Below are 18,733 nucleotides of genomic sequence, written 5' to 3'. Positions count from 1 at the left end.
AAGAGCACAACAAAACGAGGTCAACATGCGTAATAACAAGTTCAAACTCACTACCCTCGCCGCTAGCCTAATGCTCGCCTCGGGGAGCCTAATGGCAGACGACCACGACGCACGGGCAATTGCAGAGCGTTTGGTGGACGAGCATTTCCAGGACTCGACGCTCAGCCGTGAAGAGCAGATCGAAGAGCTACTGTGGTTCGCCAAGGCTGCCGAACCCTTCCGCGGTATGGATATACAGACCGTGGCCGAGGGCCTGACCACGCACGTGTACGAAAGCGAAGTGCTCGCGCCCGCGTTTAGCGAGCTGACCGGCATCAACCTGACTCATAACATCATTGGCGAAGGTGACGTGGTCGACACCATGCAGAACCAGATGCAGTCGGGCAACAGCATCTACGACGGCTTCGTGAACGACACCGACTCCATCGGCACCCATATTCGCTACGGCACTACCATCAACCTCAGCCAAGCGATGGAAAACGAGTGGGCGGACTACACCCTGCCCACGCTGGATCTGGACGACTTCATCGGCCTGCAGTATGGCACCGGCCCGGATGGCAGCCTTTACCAGCTACCCACCCAGCAATTCGCCAACCTCTACTGGTTCCGTTATGACTGGTTCCAGCGTGAAGACCTGCAAGCCCAGTTCCGTGACATCTACGGCTACGACCTAGGCGTGCCAACCAACTGGACTGCCTATGAAGATATCGCTGAGTTCTTTACCGAGCATGTCGGTGAAATCGATGGTACCAAGGTATACGGGCACATGGACTATGGTCGTCGCGACCCGTCGCTGGGCTGGCGCTTCCATGACTCCTGGCTCTCCATGGCAGGCATGGGCAGCCCTGGCGTACCGTCCGGTAACCCGGTGGATGACTGGGGTATTCGTGTCAACGAAGAGAGCCAGCCGGTCGGCGCAAGCGTAAGTCGCGGTGGCGCCACCAATTCCCCCGCCTCGGTGTTTGCGATGCAGAAAGCCGTGGATTGGCTGCGTGACTTCGCGCCGCCAGAAGCACAGGGCATGACCTTTGGTGAAGCTGGCCCCGTGCCCGCCCAGGGCCATATCGCTCAGCAAATCTTCTGGTATACCGCCTTTACCGCCGACATGACCGATCCATCTGTTGCCGTGACCGACGATGAAGGCAATCCGCTGTGGCGCATGGCGCCTTCTCCCACCGGCCCCTACTGGGAAGAAGGCATGAAAGTGGGTTATCAGGACGTAGGTGCCTGGACCTTCTTCGACTCTACGCCTGAAGACCGCCGCACCGCTGCCTGGCTGTTTGCCCAGTTCACCGTGGCGAAAACCACCTCGCTGGAAAAACTGATGGCTGGCCTAACGCCGATTCGTGAGTCTGACATCTTCTCTGAGCAGATGACCGAAATGGCACCCAAACTGGGCGGTTTGGTGGAGTTCTATCGCAGTCCGAACGAATCCAACTGGACCCCCACCGGTACCAACGTACCGGACTACCCGCGCATGGCACCGCTGTGGTGGCAGAACCTGGCACCGGTCATGAGTGGCGAAGTCACCCCGCAAGAAGGTCTGGATAAGCTGGCGGCCGATATGGACAGCACCATGAACCGTTTGGCCCGCGCCAACGTCTTCGACAGCTACGCCCCGGTGCTGAACGAAGAGCGTGACCCGCAGTACTGGCTTGACCAGGAAGGCGCACCCAAGCCGAAACTGGAGAACGAAATGCCGCAAGGCACGACCGTTCCTTACGATGAAATGATGGAAGCATGGATGGCGGCCGGTACCCGCTAAAACCTGCTGGGCGGGCGCAAGCCCGCCCATTCACCGTGGTGTCATCAGCGGAGGCAGCCATGCCCTCTCCACTGGTCGAGACCGCCACCAACACGGGGCTTTTTCTTAATTAATTGGAACCGCTATGAAACTGCGTAACCGTAATGTCGAGAAATTGCACACTGATGACTTTGACGCACTGATTATCGGTGGCGGCATCAATGGTGCAGCAACCGCCGCCGCCCTGGCGGGCAAAGGTGCCAAAGTGGCCCTGATCGACCGTGGCGACTTTGCTGGCAGTACCAGCATGCACTCCTCGAACCTGGTTTGGGGCGGCATCAAATATATGGAAAGCAAAGACTTTGCGTTGGTACGTAAGCTCTGCAAAAGCCGCAACCATTTAATCAAAAGCTACCCGTCTACCGTTCAAGAAATTCGTTTCCTTACCACGATTACCAAAGGTTTCCGCCACTCTCCGCGCTATTTGTGGGCGGGCACCTGGCTTTATTGGCTGATGGGCAACGGCTTCACCAAGTTACCGCGCTTGCTCTCGCCCAAAAAGATCAAGCAAGAAGAGCCTATTATCGATATCGACGGCGCCGTTGGCGGGTTCGAGTACTCAGATGCTTACCTGCACGATAACGACGCCCGTTTCGTATTTAACTTCGTACGCCATGCCCTCAACTACGGTGCCGTGGCGGCCAACTACGTCGAATCGTTGGGGGCCGAACGCGAAGGCGATACCTGGGTGACCAAAGCCCGCAACGTGATGGATGGCAGTACGTTCACTATTCGCTCCAAAGTATTGATCAATGCAGCTGGCCCCTGGGTCGATCAGCACAATGCGCTCACCGGGCAAAAAACCACCCACCAGCATCTTTACTCCAAAGGTATACACCTGATCGTGCCGCAGTTAACCGACACCAAGCGGGTGCTGGCATTTTTTGCGGATGATGGGCGGCTATTTTTTGTGATTCCAATGGGAAACCGCACCTGCATCGGTACCACCGACACCCATATGGAGCATCCTGAGGTGGATGTCACGGCTGATGATATCGCGTTCGTTTTGGAGAACATCAACAAGCGTCTGACGCTCGACAAACCGCTCACCCAGGAGGACATCATCTCGACGCGCTGCGGCGTGCGTCCTCTGGCAATCAAAGCCGACCAGGGCAGCGACCGAGACTTCCTTCAACTATCCCGTAAACACGTCATCGATACCAACGCCGAGAGTGCCCACATCAGTATTTTCGGCGGCAAGCTCACCGACTGTTTGAACGTCGGCGACGAAATCGCCGACGAGGTGAAGCAGCTTGGCGTGTCGCTCAGCGATCCTAACTTCCACTGGTACGGCGAGCCGCCCGAAGCGGTGAAGCAGCAGTTCATGGATCAAGCCAAGCGCATGAACCTGGATGCGATGACGGCGCCAACCTCCTCGGAGCCCCTCTCCTCACGTCTGTGGCGGCGCTACGCTGAACAGGCCATCCCCATGCTGGAGAAGATCCGCCAGGACCCATCGGAAGCCGACATTTTGATCGAAGGCACCGAGTACATTCGCTGCGAGCTGGAGCATGCGCGGGATCATGAGATGATCACACAGCTTGAAGACTTCTTGCGTCGGCGGGCAAAAGTGTCGCTGGTGGTTCACCACGAGCAGTTACGCCACTCTCCCGGGCTGAAAGAGGCATGTCGCGTGCTTTTTGGCGATGAGGCAGAGGCACGGTTCACCACCTACTTCGAAGAGAACCGTGACACCTCGCGGCCGCCGGAAGAGGCGTTAGGCACCCTTTCCTGATCGTTGACGCCGTTGCCCTACACGTCACCTGCCACCACGTCGCAAACAAAAACCCCGGCGAGATATTACGCCGGGGTATTCGTATCCTTAGGAACGAACGGGTTACTCTTCGTGTTCTACGAGTAGTTGTGAATCGCCTGCCAGCACTTCATCCCAGGCCTCTTCCAGGGTGTAACCCAGTCGACTATCGATGGTATCGATGACTTCAACGGCATGCTGTAGCGACTCACGGTTACTCTTCAGCGCCAACACCAGCTTGGCTAAATCTTGCTTGCTGAAAGAGCTAGCGATACGGTCGGCTTGTTGGCTCAATTCGATGCAGTTCATGGTTAGTCCCTCATGGTATGGTCAGCCGCTGCTCGTTATTGTTAGATATTTCATTAGTGAATAAACAAGCAGCCATCTTAATTAACGACGAATGGTGACGTTGCTACTCATGCTGGGCCGGGTAAGTGCCCAGTTCGGTAACTGCGAAACGGTCACAAGCGTTACAAGACCTTCGCCTTAAGCGCCCTGGTAATGCGGCAGCGCCTCGGTATGTAGCAAGGATGAGAGCGACGTATCGGGATAACAAAACACCGCCCTGATCCATGACTTCACTATGGTTCACGGCTGTCATGCCCACAATGCATCATTGGCAGCAGGTCGGGTTGTAGCTTGACTACATAACGGCCACGAAAGCGTTATCGCTGACGCAGACTTTCAAGAAGGGAGTTAAACGACTGTTTTAACAAGGCCGGCAAAAAACGACCGTAGGAACTAACGAACTTGCCAACGATAAAAAACACCCGTTGATTAAAAACGAATGCAGTTTACTCTTAAATAACGATTCCTCTATACGACCAAGGGCGATAGCTTCGTTATAAAACCGCCATAAAAAAACGCCGCTGTGTGTCAACGGCGTTCATGTTTGCGCTTTACGGTGGCCCTGTTAAGTAGAGCGCACCCGGGATACTGCATCCAACCAGCCCTGGTAGAGCTTTTCACGCGTTGCCTCTTCCATGGAGGGCGTAAAACTGCGCTCGCAGCGCCAGAGTTGTTCGATCTCCTCCAGCGTGTCGTACCAACCGAGCCGCAACCCGGCCAAATAGGCAGCCCCTAGCGCGGTGGTCTCCAGAATCGTCGGCCGATCTACCTGCACGTTGAGCATATCGGCCAAGAACTGCATGACCCAGCTATTCTTCACCATACCGCCATCGACACGCAGGTTGCCCGGTGCGGCTTCCATGTCATCGTTCATACAGTGCTGCAGGTCGCGAGTTTGATAACACACCGCCTGAAGCCCCGCCGCGACGATTTCGGCAATACCTGTATCGCGGGTTAAGCCAAAAATCGCGCCACGGGCCTTAGGGTCCCAGTGGGGCGCACCTAGCCCGGTAAAGGCTGGCACTAGATAAACGCTGTGGCCGCTGCGGGTTTTCTGGGCCAGCGCTTCGGTTTCCGAGGCATCGGCAAACAGGTTCAACCCATCCCGGAGCCATTGCACTGTTGCCCCTGCGACAAAGATGCTGCCCTCCATGGCATAGGTGGGCTTGCCGTTAATGCGGTAGCCAATGGTCGTTAACAGGCGATTACGCGATACCGAGGCCGTTTCCCCAGTGTTCACGATCATGAAGCAGCCGGTACCGTAAGTGCTTTTACCCATGCCGGGTTTGAAGCACGCCTGCCCAACAAGCGCCGCCTGCTGGTCGCCTGCGACACCTGCAATCGGCAGTGGCGCGCCCAGCCAGTGGGCTTCTACGGTGCCAAAATCGTCGCTTGAATCTTTCACCTCGGGGAGCATATTGGCGGGCACGTTAAACAGTCCCAGCAGCTCGTCATCCCAAGTTTGGTGATGAATATTAAACAACGCCGTGCGCGAAGCGTTGGTGGCATCGGTCACGTGTCTTTTACCGTCGGTTAAACGCCACATCAGAAAGCTATCGACGGTACCAAAAGCCAGTTCACCGCGGGCAGCGCGCTCGCGGGCACCCTCGACATTATCGAGAATCCAGGCGAGTTTGGTGGCGGAAAAATAAGGGTCGATCAACAGGCCGGTTTTTGCCTGCACGGCCTCGGTGTGCCCCTCGTCACGTAGCGCCTGACAGCGCTCGGAGGTGCGCCGGTCTTGCCACACAATGGCGTTGTAAAGCGGCTTACCGGTGGCGCGGTCCCACACCACGGTAGTTTCACGCTGGTTGGTAATGCCTACGCCATCCACTTGTTCTGGCGTTATCTTGGCTTTGCTTAACACCTCGCGACAGGTGGCAATCACTGAATCCCAAATGTCTTCAGGATCGTGTTCGATCCACCCATCTTGCGGAAAGTGTTGAGGAAACTCTTGCTGGGCAACTGCCGCTATTTGGCCTTGGCGATCAAACAAAATCGCGCGGGAGCTGGTCGTGCCTTGATCGATGGCGAGAATAAAGGAGGACATATCGCGTTCACTTTGTTGTAGGATCTTTCGATTTTGTCTGTTTTGTTTCGTTTTATTATCATTCAAGGCTACTCCAGGCGTCTGGAATGCTCAAGTATGAAACTCTCCCACCTTAGCCATAGCGCTCCTGAGCGGTGTTGTAGCAGGCGCTAAGCAATGTGCAGTGCGACATCGTGTTGGGTGAGCAGTCGCTGAATCGCCTCGGGGGGCTTACGGTCGGTAAACAGCGCATCCAACTGGGAGATATTGCCCTGACGCACCACCGGGTTACGGTGGAACTTCGAGTAGTCGGCGGCTAGATACACCCGGCGGGAGTTAGCAATGATCGCCTGGGCAACGCGCACCTCTTGGTAATCGAACTCCAGCAGCGAGCCATCCTCGTCGATGCCGCTGATCCCGATGATGCCGTAATCCACTTTGAACTGATTAATGAAGTCGATGGTGGCCTCACCAATGATTCCTCCATCTCGAGAGCGTACCTGCCCGCCCGCGATGATCACGGTGAAGTCCTCTTTATGCTGCAGAATCGCCGCCACGTTCAAGTTATTGGTAATGATCTCCAGCCCTTGATGCTCTAAAAGCGCCTGGGCGATCATCTCGTTACTGGTCCCGATATTAATGAACAGCGATGCGTGGTGAGGAATGTGCTGCGCCAAACAACGGGCAATGCGCTCTTTCTCTTCTAGGTGTAGCGTTTTGCGGGTGCTGTAAGCAGTATTCACCGTGCTTGATTCCACGCCAACGCCGCCATGTACGCGTCTCACGCGGCCTTCGTTGGCCAGCGTATTTAAGTCACGGCGGATGGTTTGCGGCGTCACCGCGAAGTGCTCGGTGAGCTGTTCGATGCTCATATAGCCGTGCTGGCGAACCAGTTCGACGATGGCATCCTGGCGGTACTGTTGGTTCATAAGCCCGGCCTGTTCGATATTTGTTGGTCTATGTGCGTTATAGATTAGCAAAATTTTCGGAATCTAATAGCGCGAACATTCGAACAGGCCGATGTCTGGCGTGGCCTTACAGCTAGGTTATAGCGGCCACACCCACAGAATGGCGGGAATGGCCGCCGCCATGACCACCAGCGATAGCGGCAACCCCAGCTTCCAGTAATCACCAAACCGGTAGCCACCGGGGCCTAACACCAGGGTATTCGACTGATGCCCAATCGGAGTTAAAAACGCACAGGAAGCACTCACGGCCACCACCATCAAGAACGGGTCCAAAGAGGCATCGAAGCCGTTGGCGAGGCTGGCCGCAATGGGCGCCATCAGCAAAGCGGCGGCTGCATTATTGACCACGTTGGAGAGCAGCATGGAGAGCAGAAACAGTCCCACCAAGGAGACGATAATCGGCCACTCCACGCCAAAGCGCAGCAGCGCGTCGGCTATGATATCCGCACCGCCGCTGGTTTCCAGCGCTTCGCCCACGGGCAGCATGGCGGCAAGCAAGACGATCACCGGGCCATCGATGGCTTGATAGCCATCCCTCAACGGCAGTACGCCAATCAGCAGCGACACCAGCGCGGCGGTGCTCATGGCGACGGCAGCGGGTAGCAGATCGAACAGCATCGCGACGATCGCCAAGGCGAAAATACCCACCGACACGGCCAATTTTCGCGGCTGCCCCAGATGCAGCTCACGGTTGGCCAGCGGCAGGCAGCCGAGGGTCGATAAGCTATCGGCGATTTCGTTCTCACTGCCCTGAAGCAGCAACACGTCACCGGTTTGAAAACGAATGTCTCGCAGTCGCTGCTTCAAGCGGCCACCGTCACGGGCCACGGCCACTAAATGCAAGCCAAACTGATGGTTGAGGCGAAGCTGCCGGACGCTGCGATTGATCATCATCGAATCGTTACGCACGACGGCTTCGATGAGCTGTAACCCTTCGGTATCGACCGGCTGACGCTCATCGCCCTTCTCTGCATCCTCACGCTGCTCCTGTCCGTCCTCTGGCTCTTCGGGTTCGGCAATGGCGCTAAGACCCACTTTGTCCTCCAGCAGCTTCAGCTCGTCGGGGCCGGCTTCCAGCAGCAGGATGTCGCCTTCACGAAGCACGCCATGAAACTGGTAGCCCGCTCGACGGTTGTCTTCACGAACCACCGCCAAAACGGGAATGGTTTCCTCGAGCTCATCGCGCAGCTGCTGCAGGGTCAGCCCGTTGGCCTTGGAGTCCTCGGTCACTTTCAACTCGACCAGGTAGTTAGCCGTATCGAACATGTCATCCGCTGCCGCTTGGCTACTGCGCTTGGGCGTCAATCGCCAGCCCACCAGCACGATAAATGCCAAGCCAACGAGTGCCACCACTATGCCCACTGGTGAGAAACTAAACATGCCAAAGTTGTCGCCGGTAATATTGCCCCGGTAAGTGGAAATAATGATGTTAGGCGGCGTCCCGATCAGCGTGGTCAAGCCACCCAGGAGCGACCCAAACGCTAGCGGCATCAACAGCAGCGAAGGAGAGGTATTGTGTTCACGGGCAAGCCGCATGGCCACCGGCAGCAGCAGCGCCAGCGCCCCTACGTTATTCATCACGCCAGACAGCACAACGACCGTACCCACCAGTACGAGCAGTTGCAGCATTAAGCGCTCACCCACTTTGAGTACCTGATTGGCGATGACATCCACCACGCCGGAGCGCTCAAAACCACGGCTTAACACCAGCACCGCTGCCACGGTAATCACCGCAGGATGGCCAAAGCCTGCAAAGGCGTCATCCGCAGGCACCAGCCCAAGCATTACCGAACCTAGCAGGGCCGCCAAGGCGACCAAATCGTAGCGAAACCGACCCCAGATAAAGGCCACCAGCGTAAGACCCAGCACGATAAACACCAGCGTGCTGGGGGTCAGTCCTAAACTTTCCAGAGTCATTCGCGTGCCATCTCCCTATGTTGTCGCTCCTCTTCCCTGACACGGAAAGTATGGAGTGTTCAGCATCACATTAGGCGATGACTATACAGCCGTACAAGCACTGAAAAATAGGAAAAAATAGTGCGCGGGTTAGCGTTTCATTCGTGCCAGTAACCGCTCGACGGCTTCTAGATGTTCCGGTTCGTTATGGCACATGCCTTGGAACACGGCGCACACATCCAGAAACGGCTTTAGCTCCATATCCGGGGCCATTTTCATGAGCCGCTTGGTGAGGCGTGTCGCTTTCGGCGGCTGGGCCGCGATGCGGTTGGCATGGGCCAGTGCGGCTTCCATCAGTTGCTCCGGCTCCACGACTTCCAGCACTACACCGTAGGCAAGCGCTTCATCAGCGCTGATCACCCGGCCTGAGAGGGTTAGCTCAAAGGCACGCTGGTAGCCAATTTGGCGCTGCATAAACCACGCCCCGCCATCGCCGGGGATGATGCCTAAATTAAGAAACGTCTCCCCAAAGCTCGCCTTGCGGGACGCAATACGCAGATCCGCCATATTGGCCAAATCAAACCCAGCACCTATCGCTGCACCATTCACGGCGGCGATGATGGGCACTTCGACTTGATGAAGCGCCAGCGGCATTCGCTGAATACCCGTGCGATAGCGCTCAGCGACTTCGGCTACGTCCCCCGCAAAGTCGCCGCTGCGTTCGGCCATGTCTTTTACATTACCCCCGGCACAGAAAGCGCTCCCCGCACCGGTGATCACCAACACCGAGACGTTCTGGCAACGGTTCACCCATGCGGCGGTAGCGACGATATCATCCACCAGCGCCGTGCCGGTGAGCGCATTGCGCACGTCGTGGCGGTTAAGCGTGAGCGTTGCCACACGGTTTTCCAGCGTTAGGGTAGCGTCGGTTAATTCAGGTAGCGTTTGGCTCATGATTGGCGCTCCACGATGATTCGTGCATCGACGATGGCATAGTTAGCAGCAGAATGGCCTTCCGGATAGGCAATCACCGGGTTCAAGTCTAGCTCGCTAATCTCCGGGTAGGACTCCACCAATTGGGATACCTGCATCAGCAGTGACACCAGCGCCTGCTTATCGACCCCTGCCGCCCCGCGCACTCCCGCCAGCACTTTTTGCGCTTTAATTTGATCGACCATGGACTGCGCGTCGCGCAGGGTCAGCGGCAGCGAGCGGAAGGCCACGTCCTCTAGCACCTCCACAAAGATACCGCCCAAGCCAAACATCAGCACCGGGCCGAAAATCGGGTCGCGCAGCATGCCGATAATCACCTCAACGCCCTTCTCCGCCATTGGCGTGACCAGCACGCCCTCTACCTGGGCGTTCGGATCGTAAGCCTGGGCGTTGGAGTGAATGGCCTGAAAGGCATCGCGCAGGGCGGCGTCACCCACCAGGTTGAGCTTGACCCCGCTCGCGTCGGATTTATGCAGGATATCTTTCGAGACCACCTTCATCGCCAGCGGCCTGCCCTGCGTGCGCTGGAAGATCTCGGCGAGTTCGTCCTCACGACGCACCAGCCACTCCTCGGGCACTACGATGCCGTGCTCCGCCAGCAGTGATTTCGCTTCAAATTCCAGTAAGTCGCGCCCTTCCGCCTCGGCCGCTTTTAGCATGGCCTTGCCTGTTTCCGATGGCGCGGCGGGCGCTATCGTCTCCTGCAATTGTTGGCTGGCCAGATACTCCCCTCGCTCACCTAAGGCAGCAAGCACGCGCACCGCATGCTCAATGGAGGCGTACACCGGCAAACCGGCTTCGTGTAAACGGCGCAGCGCAGGCGGTTTGATGGGGGCGTAGAGGCTGTAAATTACCAGCGGTTTCTCAGAGGCTTGAGCAAGCTCTACCATGCGCTCCGCGCCACGCATCTCGTCCCCCATCAGCGACTCCGCAAAGCGCAGGCTATACCCGCCGAACATGCCGACCAGGAAGACGCTATCGACGCCTTCATCCGCCATCACCAGCTCAATGCAGCGGGCCAGCAGCGAGGGGTTCGCATCCGAGGAGCCCGCCACGTCCACCGGGTTAAGGGTAGATGCCTGAGGCAGTAACACCTCGCGCAGTGCAGAGCGGGTAGCGTCGGAAAGCTCGGCCAACGTCAGGCCCGCCTCCGATAACCGGTCGGCGGCAATGGTGGCTTGGCCGCCGCCGTCAGAAATCACCGCCACGCGCTTACCAGGGGCTTTTTGCAGCCGCCCTAGCCCTTCCGCCACGGGCAGGATTTCATCGGAGTACTGCACCACGCTAACGCCTGCCTGGCGCAACAAATCGACGGTCATTTGGTAGCTACCGGCCAACGCACCGGTATGGGAGCTGGCAGCCTTTTGGCCCTGCTCGGTGGCACCGGATTTATACACCACCACCGGCTTCATGGCGGTCACGTCACGGGCCACTTTCAGAAACTGCTGCCCATCACGGAAGCCTTCCACGTAGAGCGTCGCCACACGGGTATGCTCGTCTTCGCCTAGGTAGCGCAGGTAATCGTTAAAGCCGATATCACTCTGATTGCCCGGGCCAACGTAGGTGCTAAACCCCACCTGCCCATTGTGCTGGGCCTCCAGCGCCAGGGAGAGCAGCATATTGCCGGATTGGGAAATAATACCGATATCGCCCGGTTTGACGTTCTCCAGCGCCAGCAAGTTGATCTGATGGTGCAGGTTAAACATGCCGGAGGTATTCGGGCCGATAATACGCACACCGTGGGCACGGGCGGCCTCCATCATTTGTGCCTCCAATGCCGCACCCGCTTCACCGGTTTCGCCAAACCCGCTGGCCAGAATCACCGCCCCTTTCACACCCCGGTGGCCACACTCGGCAATCAGCGCAGGCACGGTGGCGGCAGGCGTACACAGCAGCGCAAGCTCGGGGTTGCCCGGCATCTCGGCAATAGAGGGCCATGCCTTCACACCTAGAATATGATCGGCTTTTGGGTTGATCGGATAGATGCCCCCCCGGTAGCCGCCGTTGATCAGCCCTACCATGGCTTTATAGCCCCGCTTGGTCGGGTCCGCAGAGGCTCCAACGATGGCAATGCCGGTGGGGGCTAAGATGTCATGCAGCGGGCTGCGGATTGGAAGATGACCTTCGATAGTGTTCATGGCGAAACCTGTTTGACAAAGAAGTGCGCGACGGCTTGATTCAGAACTCGTTTTTAAGGGTTAAGCCCATACTCATTGGCCCTGAAAATTAGGCGGGCGCCGCTCGGCAAAGGCATCGACCCCCTCTTGCCAGTCGTCGGTGGTGGAGCAGGTAAACACCGCATCCAGCTCCTGCTGCAGCTGGCTCTCCATGCTGGTATGGGCGCTGCGGTTGACCAGCGGCTTGAGCATCGCCATGGAGACTGGCGCCTGCTTGGCAAGCCGCTCGGCGAGTGTTTGCGCTTCGGCCATCAGCTGCGCTTGGGGGTAGCTGGCCAGCGCCAAGCCGATCCTGGCGGCTTCTGGCCCATCAATTTTGTCGCCTAAATAGAGCAAGCGCCGGGCTTGGGTAAGCCCCACCAGTTGAGGCAGCAATTTTGAAACACCGCCGCCCACACAAGTGCCAATACTGGTTTCTGGAAAACCAATCTGCGCCTCGTCAGCCATCACGATAAAATCGCAGGAGACCGCCATCTCCGCGCCAGCCCCCAGCGCATAGCCGTTCACAGCTGCTACCACCGGCTTACTGAGTTTGGCGATGGCTTCGCATACGTCGTTGCCCAGCTGCAAATACGCCCGGCGCTGAAACAGGGTGCGCTTAGCGCTGCCGTGGGCCTTCATATCGGCACCGACACAAAACGCGCGCCCTTCACCGGTCAGCACCACCGCCCGGACCTGAGGCGACTGCTGTGCTATTCGCAGCACATCCAGCAGCTCTTGGTAGAGCGCCTCAACAACCGCGTTGAGGCGCTGCGGGCGATTCAGTCGCACGGTCAATATGCGGGCATCCAGAGTGACCAGCAGCGTTTCATAATTGGGCAGCGCAGTAGCGTCAGCAGGCATGGTGCTTTTTCTAACCTCCTCGGATCAGTCGTCAAAACTTAACGAAACGTTTGTTTCTTTATTTTAAATAAAAAGAAACGGATGTGCTTTTTGAACGATAGAGTAGTCGCTGGGACGACGTCAATACATCTGTTGCAAAAACATTTATCATTGGCACAAATGTTTTACTTTCATAAAAGAGGGTGCCATGCCAGACAACGCCACTCACGCCACCAGCCTGGACAGCATTCACCAGCAGCTAGCCGAGAGCTATGCAGCGCTTAGCCCACAGCTCAAGCGCGCCGCCAGCTACGTGCTGGAACATCCTGCAGAGATGGCGTTTCAGTCGATCCGCAAAACGGCTCAGGCGGCATCCGTCACCCCCTCCACCCTGGTCAGGCTAGCCAAGCGGCTTGGGTTCGAGAGCTACGAGCCGTTTCGGGAGGTGTTTCAATCGGCGGTACAGGCAGCGCCGGTGGAGCTATCCGGCCGCGCCAGCCAGCTGAAGCAGCAGCACCGAAACCCAGAAGCGGCGCTGTTTGCGGAGGTAGGCGACGCTGCCTTCGATAATATTGGCAGGCTGTTTACGGCGGATAACCAAACGCGCGTCAAAGAGGCCGCCGCGCGAATCTTAGCCGCGCGGCGAGTCGCCGTGGTCGGGTTTCGCGACACCTTCGCCTGCGCGTACCACTTTGCCTACGTGGGGCGCATTGCGATGCCGGAAGTGACGCTCATTCGCGGCCAGGAGGGAGGCTTGCTCACCGAGTTGGCCCCGTTCAACGAGCAGGATGTGGTGGTAGCGTTTGGCTTTGAACCCTACTGCGCCGAGACGGTGAAGGCGCTGGAGATTACCCGCGCCAACGGCGTGCAGGCGATTGTAATTACCGACACGCTGCGCTCACCGCTGGTGCCGGGGGCCAGCGTGACGTTTACCGTTGCCAACGCTACGCCGCACTTTTTCCCGTCGATATTAGCGGCGATTACGCTCAGCGAAGCGATTTTGGCGGAGTGCGTGGCATTCGGCCCCGACCAGCTGGTCGATAACGTGACAAGCTTTGAGAGCCGAATGCGTCAGTTGGGTGCTTATATCGATATCGAGTAAGTGTCGATATTGAGTAAGCGTTACGGCAGCAGAATCGTGGAGCCGGTGGTTTTACGGCTCTGCAGCGCATCCTGAGCCTTACCGGCGTCTTGCAGCGGGTAGCGGTTGGCCACGTCGATGTGGATTTTGCCGCTCTCGATCATGGCGAAAAACTCTTCGCACATCATTTCCAGGCGCTCACGGGTGTCGGCGTAGCCGTTCAGGCTTGGGCGAGTCACAAACAGCGCGCCTTTTTGGTTCAAAATACCGATATTCACGCCATCCACAGGGCCAGAAGAGTTGCCGAAACTCACCATCAGCGAACGGGGCTTCAAGCAGTCCAGCGACATTTCCCAGGTGTCTTTACCCACCGAGTCATACACCACGTCACACATCTCGCCGTTGGTCAGCTCGCGCACCCGCTCCACCACGTTCTCTTCGGTGTAGTTGATGGTCGCCCATGCACCGTTGGCCATGGCTAGGTCGGCTTTTTCCTGAGAGCTCACCGTACCAATCAGCTTCACGCCCAACGCTTTAGCCCACTGGCAGGCAATGGAGCCAACGCCCCCGGCCGCCGCGTGGAACAGAATGGTCTCACCGCCTTTAAGCTCATAGGTTTGACGCAGCAGATACTGCACCGTTAAGCCTTTCAGCAGGCTGGCGGCAGCGGTGTCGAAATCGATAAAATCCGGCAGTTTGACGACTTTGGACGCAGGCAGCGTATGCAGTTCGGCGTAAGCGCCCAGCGGGCCTTGGGCGTAAGCCACACGGTCACCTACTTTGAGATGCGTGACGCCCTCACCGACGGCATCCACAATACCTGCGCCTTCGGTGCCTAACCCTGTTGGCATGGCGGGCGCGGGGTAAAGTCCCGTGCGGAAGTAGATATCGATAAAGTTTAGCCCCACCGCTTTGTTAGCGATGCGCACTTCACCGGCAGCGGGGGCGGCAGGTTCGACATCGACCCACTCCAATACCTCTGACCCACCGGTGTTAGCAAGCTGGATACGCTTAGACATCAATGACACTCCTGTTGTTAATTATTGGACATACCCTGCGCGCTATCCAACCGCGTTGGGCGTCATTAATCAAGCCATTAGCTCACTAGGCGGACACGTTGCCGTCATGCACCCATGCTAAACTTGGCAACATTGTGCTTCATGACGCTCAATTGGCGACCACTATACGGAGTGGCTATGACCCATCCCGCAATTTCTGTCCCCACGCTCATCGCCCACCGCGGCTACTCCGCTGCCGCGCCCGAAAACACCCTCGCAGCCGTACGCGCCGCCCACCAAGCAGGCGCAACCTGGGTGGAATTGGATGTACAGCTGCTGAAGGATGATACACCGGTCATCTGGCACGATGGCGACGTTCGCCGCTGCTCGGATGGCCGTGGCGAGCTCGCCAACCTGACATGGCAGCAGGCACAGCAGTTAGATGTGGGCAGTTGGTTTGGTGACCGCTTTGCGGGGGAAAAGATGGCCAGCCTGGAGGCCATGCTCGCCCTGCTCAACGAGCTGGAGATGGGCGTTAACCTAGAAATCAAGGTCAACAAAGGGCGTGACCCCATCCGCTTGGTGGACGTGGTACTGCCTGCTGTTCTAGCCGCCCTCCCCCCTGAGCGGCTAGTGATCTCGTCGTTTGACCCCGTAGCCTTAGCCCACTGCCGCCAACATGCCCCCAAAGAGGCCCTGGCGTTAGGGGCGCTGTTTGGCAGTGTGCCCAAAATCTGGCGCGAACAGTGCGAAGCGGTCGAGGCGTTTAGTATTCACCCGCATTGGCCGCGGCTCAAACAGACCCAGGCCGCCGCCATGTGCCGCGACGGTTACCAAATTCTTTGCTATACCGCCAACGACCCCAGCGCATTTGATAGCCGCTGGGCCTGGGGCATTGCCAGCGCCATTACCGATGAACCTGCTGCCTTTAAACGCTACCTAGACAACCGCCAGCGCGCAGGCCAGCCCGCTTAACCTATTTAACCTGTTTACATTCAGGCAATGAGACTGGGGTAGCGTCACTAGGGCAACGTCACTGGGACAACGTAATAAGGAGAACGATGAACTATCTTGGTGCGCACGTTAGCGCGGCGGGCGGCGCGGATCAGGCCGTCCTTCGTGCTGTTGATATCGGTGCAACGGCGTTGGCGCTGTTCACCAAAAACCAGCGTCAGTGGAAGGGGAAACCGCTAACGGACGAGGCCATCGCGGCCTTCAAGCAGGCCTGCAAAACCCATGGCTTTGGCCCTGAGCAGATTCTGCCCCACGATAGCTATCTGATTAACCTGGGTCACCCAGAAGCCGAGGGGCTGGCCAAGTCCCGCGCGGCGTTTTTGGATGAGATGCAGCGCTGCGAGCAGCTAGGGCTAACGCTGCTCAACTTCCATCCCGGCAGCCACCTGAACAAGATCAGCGAAGCCGAGTGCCTGTCGCGCATTGCCGACTCGATCAACGAAGCGCTGGCTGACACCCGGGGCGTGACCGCCGTGATTGAAAACACCGCGGGCCAAGGCACCAACCTCGGCTGGCGTTTTGAGCACTTGGCCGAGATTATCGATCAGGTAGAGGATAAATCCCGGGTGGGCGTGTGTATCGATACCTGCCACGCTTTCGCTGCCGGGTACGACCTCCGCACCCGCGACGCAACACAGGCCACCCTGGATGAGCTTGGCAAGGTCGTCGGTTTTGAGTACTTGCGCGGCATGCACTTGAACGATGCCAAAAGTGCCTTTGCCAGCCGCGTCGATCGCCACCACAGCCTGGGTAAGGGCAATATTGGGCTCGATGCCTTTAGCACCATTATGCGAGACGAGCGCATCCACGGCATTCCAATGATTTTAGAGACCATCGAACCCGAGATATGGGCCGACGAGCTCAACTGGCTGCGCGCTCAAGTGCCGGAGGCCGCGCCGGGTAAGTAGTGAATCACGTCGTGAAAGCGTAATCGCGTCGCGGTGTTATTACGCATGGCGTGGGGCCGGTCAGCAAAAAAGCGCAGCCCCTCACCTGCCCGCAGCGTTTGCCAGCGCTCGTCGATGCGTAGCTCCATCTCTCCTTCCACCACCACGATGTGTTCCACCACCCCGCTAGCATGCGCCGATGATTCACTAATCGCCCCTGGTGCGAGTTCGATCATGAACATCTCGAAACCCAGCAGCGGGTCGTAAGGAAACAGCAGCCGAGCCTGCATACCGGCGCTGTCGTCGCCCCATACCGACTCCCATCCATCCCGGTGCAGTTCCCCTAATGCGGGCTTGTCACTGTCAAACAGAGTCGAAAATGACACCCGAAAGCCGCTGGCAATCTTCCAGAGCGTCGAGACTGTCGGGCTGGACTCGCCCCGTTCGATCTGGCCGAGCATGGCTTTGCTCACCCCGGTTTCACCGGCGGCACGATCCAGGCTCCAGCCACGCTCTTTGCGCAGTTGCCGCACCGTTCCCGCAATATGTTCCGCAATGGTGTGTGGCTCACTGGCCATTGGCTTCTCCTGACTACCGCTTTGAACATTGTGACACAGCCTGCTGCCCCTATTGTGCGCTATAACGCACAGTGGTAACGTGAAAGACGTGCGCTATAACGCACATCTTGCCATCACAGCTTGGGAGAGGCCACCCATGGAAGCGCCATCCACCTGCCACGACTCCGCTGCGCCCAGTCTTTGGCGCGATATTAGTTTGTCTACGATCATTGCGGGCTTCGTCGCCGTGGTGATTGGCTATACCAGCTCAGCGGCAATTATCTTCCAAGCCGCAGCGGCCGCCGGTGCCAGCACGGCGCAAATCAGCTCGTGGCTGTGGGCGCTAGGCATTGGGATGGGCCTGACTTCGCTGGGGCTGTCGCTGCGCTACCGGATGCCGCTATTAACAGCGTGGTCGACACCGGGAGCGGCGTTTCTAGCGACGAGCCTTCCCGGCATTCCTATCGAAGAAGCTATCGGCGCGTTTCTGTTCTCAGCGCTACTGATCACCTTATGCGGGGTCACGGGGCTGTTCGAGCGCTTGATGCGCCACATCCCCAGCGCCATTGCCTCCGCTATGCTGGCCGGTATTCTGCTGCGCTTTGGACTTGAGCTGTTTAACGTGATGGAGCGTCAGTGGCTGCTGCCGCTAGCCATGCTGGCCGCCTGGGTCGCAGGCAGGCGTTTATGGCCAACGCTGGCAGTGCCGGGGGTGCTACTCACCGGCGTGGCGATTGCCCTGTTACAAGGCCACATCAGCACGCAGGGTATTCCGCTCACGCCCACGCTCCCAGTTTTTACCGCCCCCGCGTTCAACCCAATGACGCTGCTGAGTATTGGCGTACCGCTCTTCGTGATTACTATGGCGACTCAAAATCTGCCCGGCGTGGCGGTACTGCGGGCAGCAGGCTACCACCCCAACAGCTCGCCGCTGATCGCCTGGACAGGCGGCGCTACGCTGCTGCTCGCACCGTTTGGTGGTTACGCGCTGAACATGGCTGCCATTAGCGCCGCCGTGTGCATGGGGCCGGATGCTCATCCCAACCCCAAACGGCGCTATACCGCAGGCGTTGCTGCGGGCGTTTTTTATATGGCGATGGGCGTTTTTGGTGCCACGGTGACCGGCCTCTTCAACGCCCTGCCTAGTGTTCTGGTGCTAGCGCTGGCAGGTATTGCCTTGTTGGGCACGCTGAGCGGCGGTTTAGCAGGCGCATTTGAAAAAAGCGAACAGCGCGATGCGGCCATCGTGACGTTTTTGCTGACCGGTTCGGGCATAACGTTGCTGGGGATCGGAGGAGCCTTTTGGGGCTTGGTGGCTGGCTTAGCCGTATTGAAAATCACCACAGCGAAAGCAACATCGTAAAAAACTGTGCGGCAATACATAAAGGCCCCTGGCAGGTTAGCCT

The 18,733-nt window shown here is 58.0% G+C and carries 15 protein-coding genes; 6 read left to right on the top strand and 9 right to left on the bottom strand.

Annotated features, from left to right (window positions below):
• Positions 1-25: 25 nt before the first annotated feature.
• Together NH398_RS02110 and NH398_RS02105 are read left to right on the top strand one after the other, a co-directional pair.
• A complete protein-coding gene (locus tag NH398_RS02110; RefSeq protein ID WP_159342409.1) occupies positions 26-1,765 on the top strand; it encodes an ABC transporter substrate-binding protein in 1,740 nt (579 codons plus the stop codon).
• A 124-nt stretch (positions 1,766-1,889) separates the two neighbouring features.
• Positions 1,890-3,539, top strand: a complete 1,650-nt coding sequence (locus NH398_RS02105) for an FAD-dependent oxidoreductase (protein WP_253016197.1) — start codon at positions 1,890-1,892, stop codon at positions 3,537-3,539.
• A gap of 102 nt (positions 3,540-3,641) precedes the next feature.
• Here NH398_RS02105 and NH398_RS02100 read toward each other — a convergent pair whose 3' ends face one another.
• The 7 genes from NH398_RS02100 to NH398_RS02070 form a co-directional block, all read right to left on the bottom strand.
• Entirely contained in the window at positions 3,642-3,866 is a 225-nt protein-coding gene (locus tag NH398_RS02100; protein WP_159342411.1) for a hypothetical protein, read from the bottom strand.
• Positions 3,867-4,470: 604 nt separating this feature from the next.
• Positions 4,471-5,955: a glycerol kinase GlpK gene (glpK, locus tag NH398_RS02095; protein WP_253016186.1), complete on the bottom strand. Its 1,485-nt coding sequence runs from the start codon at positions 5,953-5,955 to the stop codon at positions 4,471-4,473.
• Positions 5,956-6,104: 149 nt separating this feature from the next.
• A complete protein-coding gene (locus tag NH398_RS02090) occupies positions 6,105-6,863 on the bottom strand; it encodes a DeoR/GlpR family transcriptional regulator (protein ID WP_054645152.1) in 759 nt (252 codons plus the stop codon).
• Positions 6,864-6,980: 117 nt separating this feature from the next.
• On the bottom strand, positions 6,981-8,819 hold the full coding sequence (locus NH398_RS02085; protein WP_253016184.1) for an SLC13 family permease: 1,839 nt from the start codon (positions 8,817-8,819) through the stop codon (positions 6,981-6,983).
• Between the two features lie 129 nt (positions 8,820-8,948).
• A complete protein-coding gene (locus NH398_RS02080; protein WP_253016182.1) occupies positions 8,949-9,752 on the bottom strand; it encodes an enoyl-CoA hydratase-related protein in 804 nt (267 codons plus the stop codon).
• Positions 9,749-11,929 (bottom strand): acetate--CoA ligase, encoded by a 2,181-nt coding sequence (locus NH398_RS02075; RefSeq protein WP_253016180.1) that lies wholly within the window; start codon positions 11,927-11,929, stop codon positions 9,749-9,751. Before NH398_RS02075 ends, NH398_RS02080 begins: the two co-directional genes overlap by 4 nt.
• Positions 11,930-12,001: 72 nt before the next feature.
• Positions 12,002-12,811, bottom strand: a complete 810-nt coding sequence (locus NH398_RS02070) for an enoyl-CoA hydratase/isomerase family protein (protein WP_253016178.1) — start codon at positions 12,809-12,811, stop codon at positions 12,002-12,004.
• A gap of 187 nt (positions 12,812-12,998) precedes the next feature.
• On the opposite strand from NH398_RS02070, the gene NH398_RS02065 reads away from it, so the two are divergent.
• Positions 12,999-13,892, top strand: a complete 894-nt coding sequence (locus NH398_RS02065; protein WP_253016176.1) for a MurR/RpiR family transcriptional regulator — start codon at positions 12,999-13,001, stop codon at positions 13,890-13,892.
• A gap of 20 nt (positions 13,893-13,912) precedes the next feature.
• Here the strand turns inward: NH398_RS02065 and NH398_RS02060 are convergent, their stop codons facing one another.
• Entirely contained in the window at positions 13,913-14,890 is a 978-nt protein-coding gene (locus NH398_RS02060; protein ID WP_253016174.1) for an NADPH:quinone reductase, read from the bottom strand.
• Between the two features lie 177 nt (positions 14,891-15,067).
• Here NH398_RS02060 and NH398_RS02055 point away from each other — a divergent pair, with 177 nt between their 5' ends.
• Positions 15,068-15,844, top strand: coding sequence for a glycerophosphodiester phosphodiesterase family protein (locus tag NH398_RS02055; RefSeq protein ID WP_253016172.1), 777 nt, complete (start codon positions 15,068-15,070; stop codon positions 15,842-15,844).
• Positions 15,845-15,930: 86 nt separating this feature from the next.
• Positions 15,931-16,791, top strand: a complete 861-nt coding sequence (gene nfo / locus NH398_RS02050; protein WP_253016170.1) for a deoxyribonuclease IV — start codon at positions 15,931-15,933, stop codon at positions 16,789-16,791.
• On the opposite strand, the gene NH398_RS02045 is transcribed toward nfo, so the two are convergent.
• Positions 16,761-17,348: an XRE family transcriptional regulator gene (locus tag NH398_RS02045; protein ID WP_253016168.1), complete on the bottom strand. Its 588-nt coding sequence runs from the start codon at positions 17,346-17,348 to the stop codon at positions 16,761-16,763. The two genes, nfo and NH398_RS02045, sit on opposite strands and share 31 nt — an antisense overlap.
• A gap of 136 nt (positions 17,349-17,484) precedes the next feature.
• Here NH398_RS02045 and NH398_RS02040 point away from each other — a divergent pair, with 136 nt between their 5' ends.
• Positions 17,485-18,690: a benzoate/H(+) symporter BenE family transporter gene (locus tag NH398_RS02040; protein WP_253016166.1), complete on the top strand. Its 1,206-nt coding sequence runs from the start codon at positions 17,485-17,487 to the stop codon at positions 18,688-18,690.
• The last annotated feature ends 43 nt before the right edge of the window (positions 18,691-18,733 follow it).

Origin of the sequence: Halomonas sp. CnH100-B (genome assembly GCF_024124605.1) — a bacterium.
Lineage (GTDB): Bacteria > Pseudomonadota > Gammaproteobacteria > Pseudomonadales > Halomonadaceae > Vreelandella.
Note: the sequence above shows the minus strand (reverse complement) of the source record. Positions and strands in the feature narration are given on the sequence as shown.

Excerpts from the sequence above, each read along its gene's own strand:
- NH398_RS02045 (WP_253016168.1), bottom strand. The coding sequence starts at position 17,348 with ATGGCCAGTGAGCCACACACCATTGCGGAACATATTGCGGGAACGGTG.
- glpK (WP_253016186.1), bottom strand. The coding sequence starts at position 5,955 with ATGTCCTCCTTTATTCTCGCCATCGATCAAGGCACGACCAGCTCCCGC.
- nfo (WP_253016170.1), top strand. The coding sequence starts at position 15,931 with ATGAACTATCTTGGTGCGCACGTTAGCGCGGCGGGCGGCGCGGATCAG.
- NH398_RS02055 (WP_253016172.1), top strand. The coding sequence starts at position 15,068 with ATGACCCATCCCGCAATTTCTGTCCCCACGCTCATCGCCCACCGCGGC.
- NH398_RS02100 (WP_159342411.1), bottom strand. The coding sequence starts at position 3,866 with ATGAACTGCATCGAATTGAGCCAACAAGCCGACCGTATCGCTAGCTCT.
- NH398_RS02060 (WP_253016174.1), bottom strand. The coding sequence starts at position 14,890 with ATGTCTAAGCGTATCCAGCTTGCTAACACCGGTGGGTCAGAGGTATTG.
- NH398_RS02105 (WP_253016197.1), top strand. The coding sequence starts at position 1,890 with ATGAAACTGCGTAACCGTAATGTCGAGAAATTGCACACTGATGACTTT.
- NH398_RS02080 (WP_253016182.1), bottom strand. The coding sequence starts at position 9,752 with ATGAGCCAAACGCTACCTGAATTAACCGACGCTACCCTAACGCTGGAA.
- NH398_RS02065 (WP_253016176.1), top strand. The coding sequence starts at position 12,999 with ATGCCAGACAACGCCACTCACGCCACCAGCCTGGACAGCATTCACCAG.
- NH398_RS02090 (WP_054645152.1), bottom strand. The coding sequence starts at position 6,863 with ATGAACCAACAGTACCGCCAGGATGCCATCGTCGAACTGGTTCGCCAG.
- NH398_RS02070 (WP_253016178.1), bottom strand. The coding sequence starts at position 12,811 with ATGCCTGCTGACGCTACTGCGCTGCCCAATTATGAAACGCTGCTGGTC.
- NH398_RS02075 (WP_253016180.1), bottom strand. The coding sequence starts at position 11,929 with ATGAACACTATCGAAGGTCATCTTCCAATCCGCAGCCCGCTGCATGAC.
- NH398_RS02085 (WP_253016184.1), bottom strand. The coding sequence starts at position 8,819 with ATGACTCTGGAAAGTTTAGGACTGACCCCCAGCACGCTGGTGTTTATC.
- NH398_RS02040 (WP_253016166.1), top strand. The coding sequence starts at position 17,485 with ATGGAAGCGCCATCCACCTGCCACGACTCCGCTGCGCCCAGTCTTTGG.
- NH398_RS02110 (WP_159342409.1), top strand. The coding sequence starts at position 26 with ATGCGTAATAACAAGTTCAAACTCACTACCCTCGCCGCTAGCCTAATG.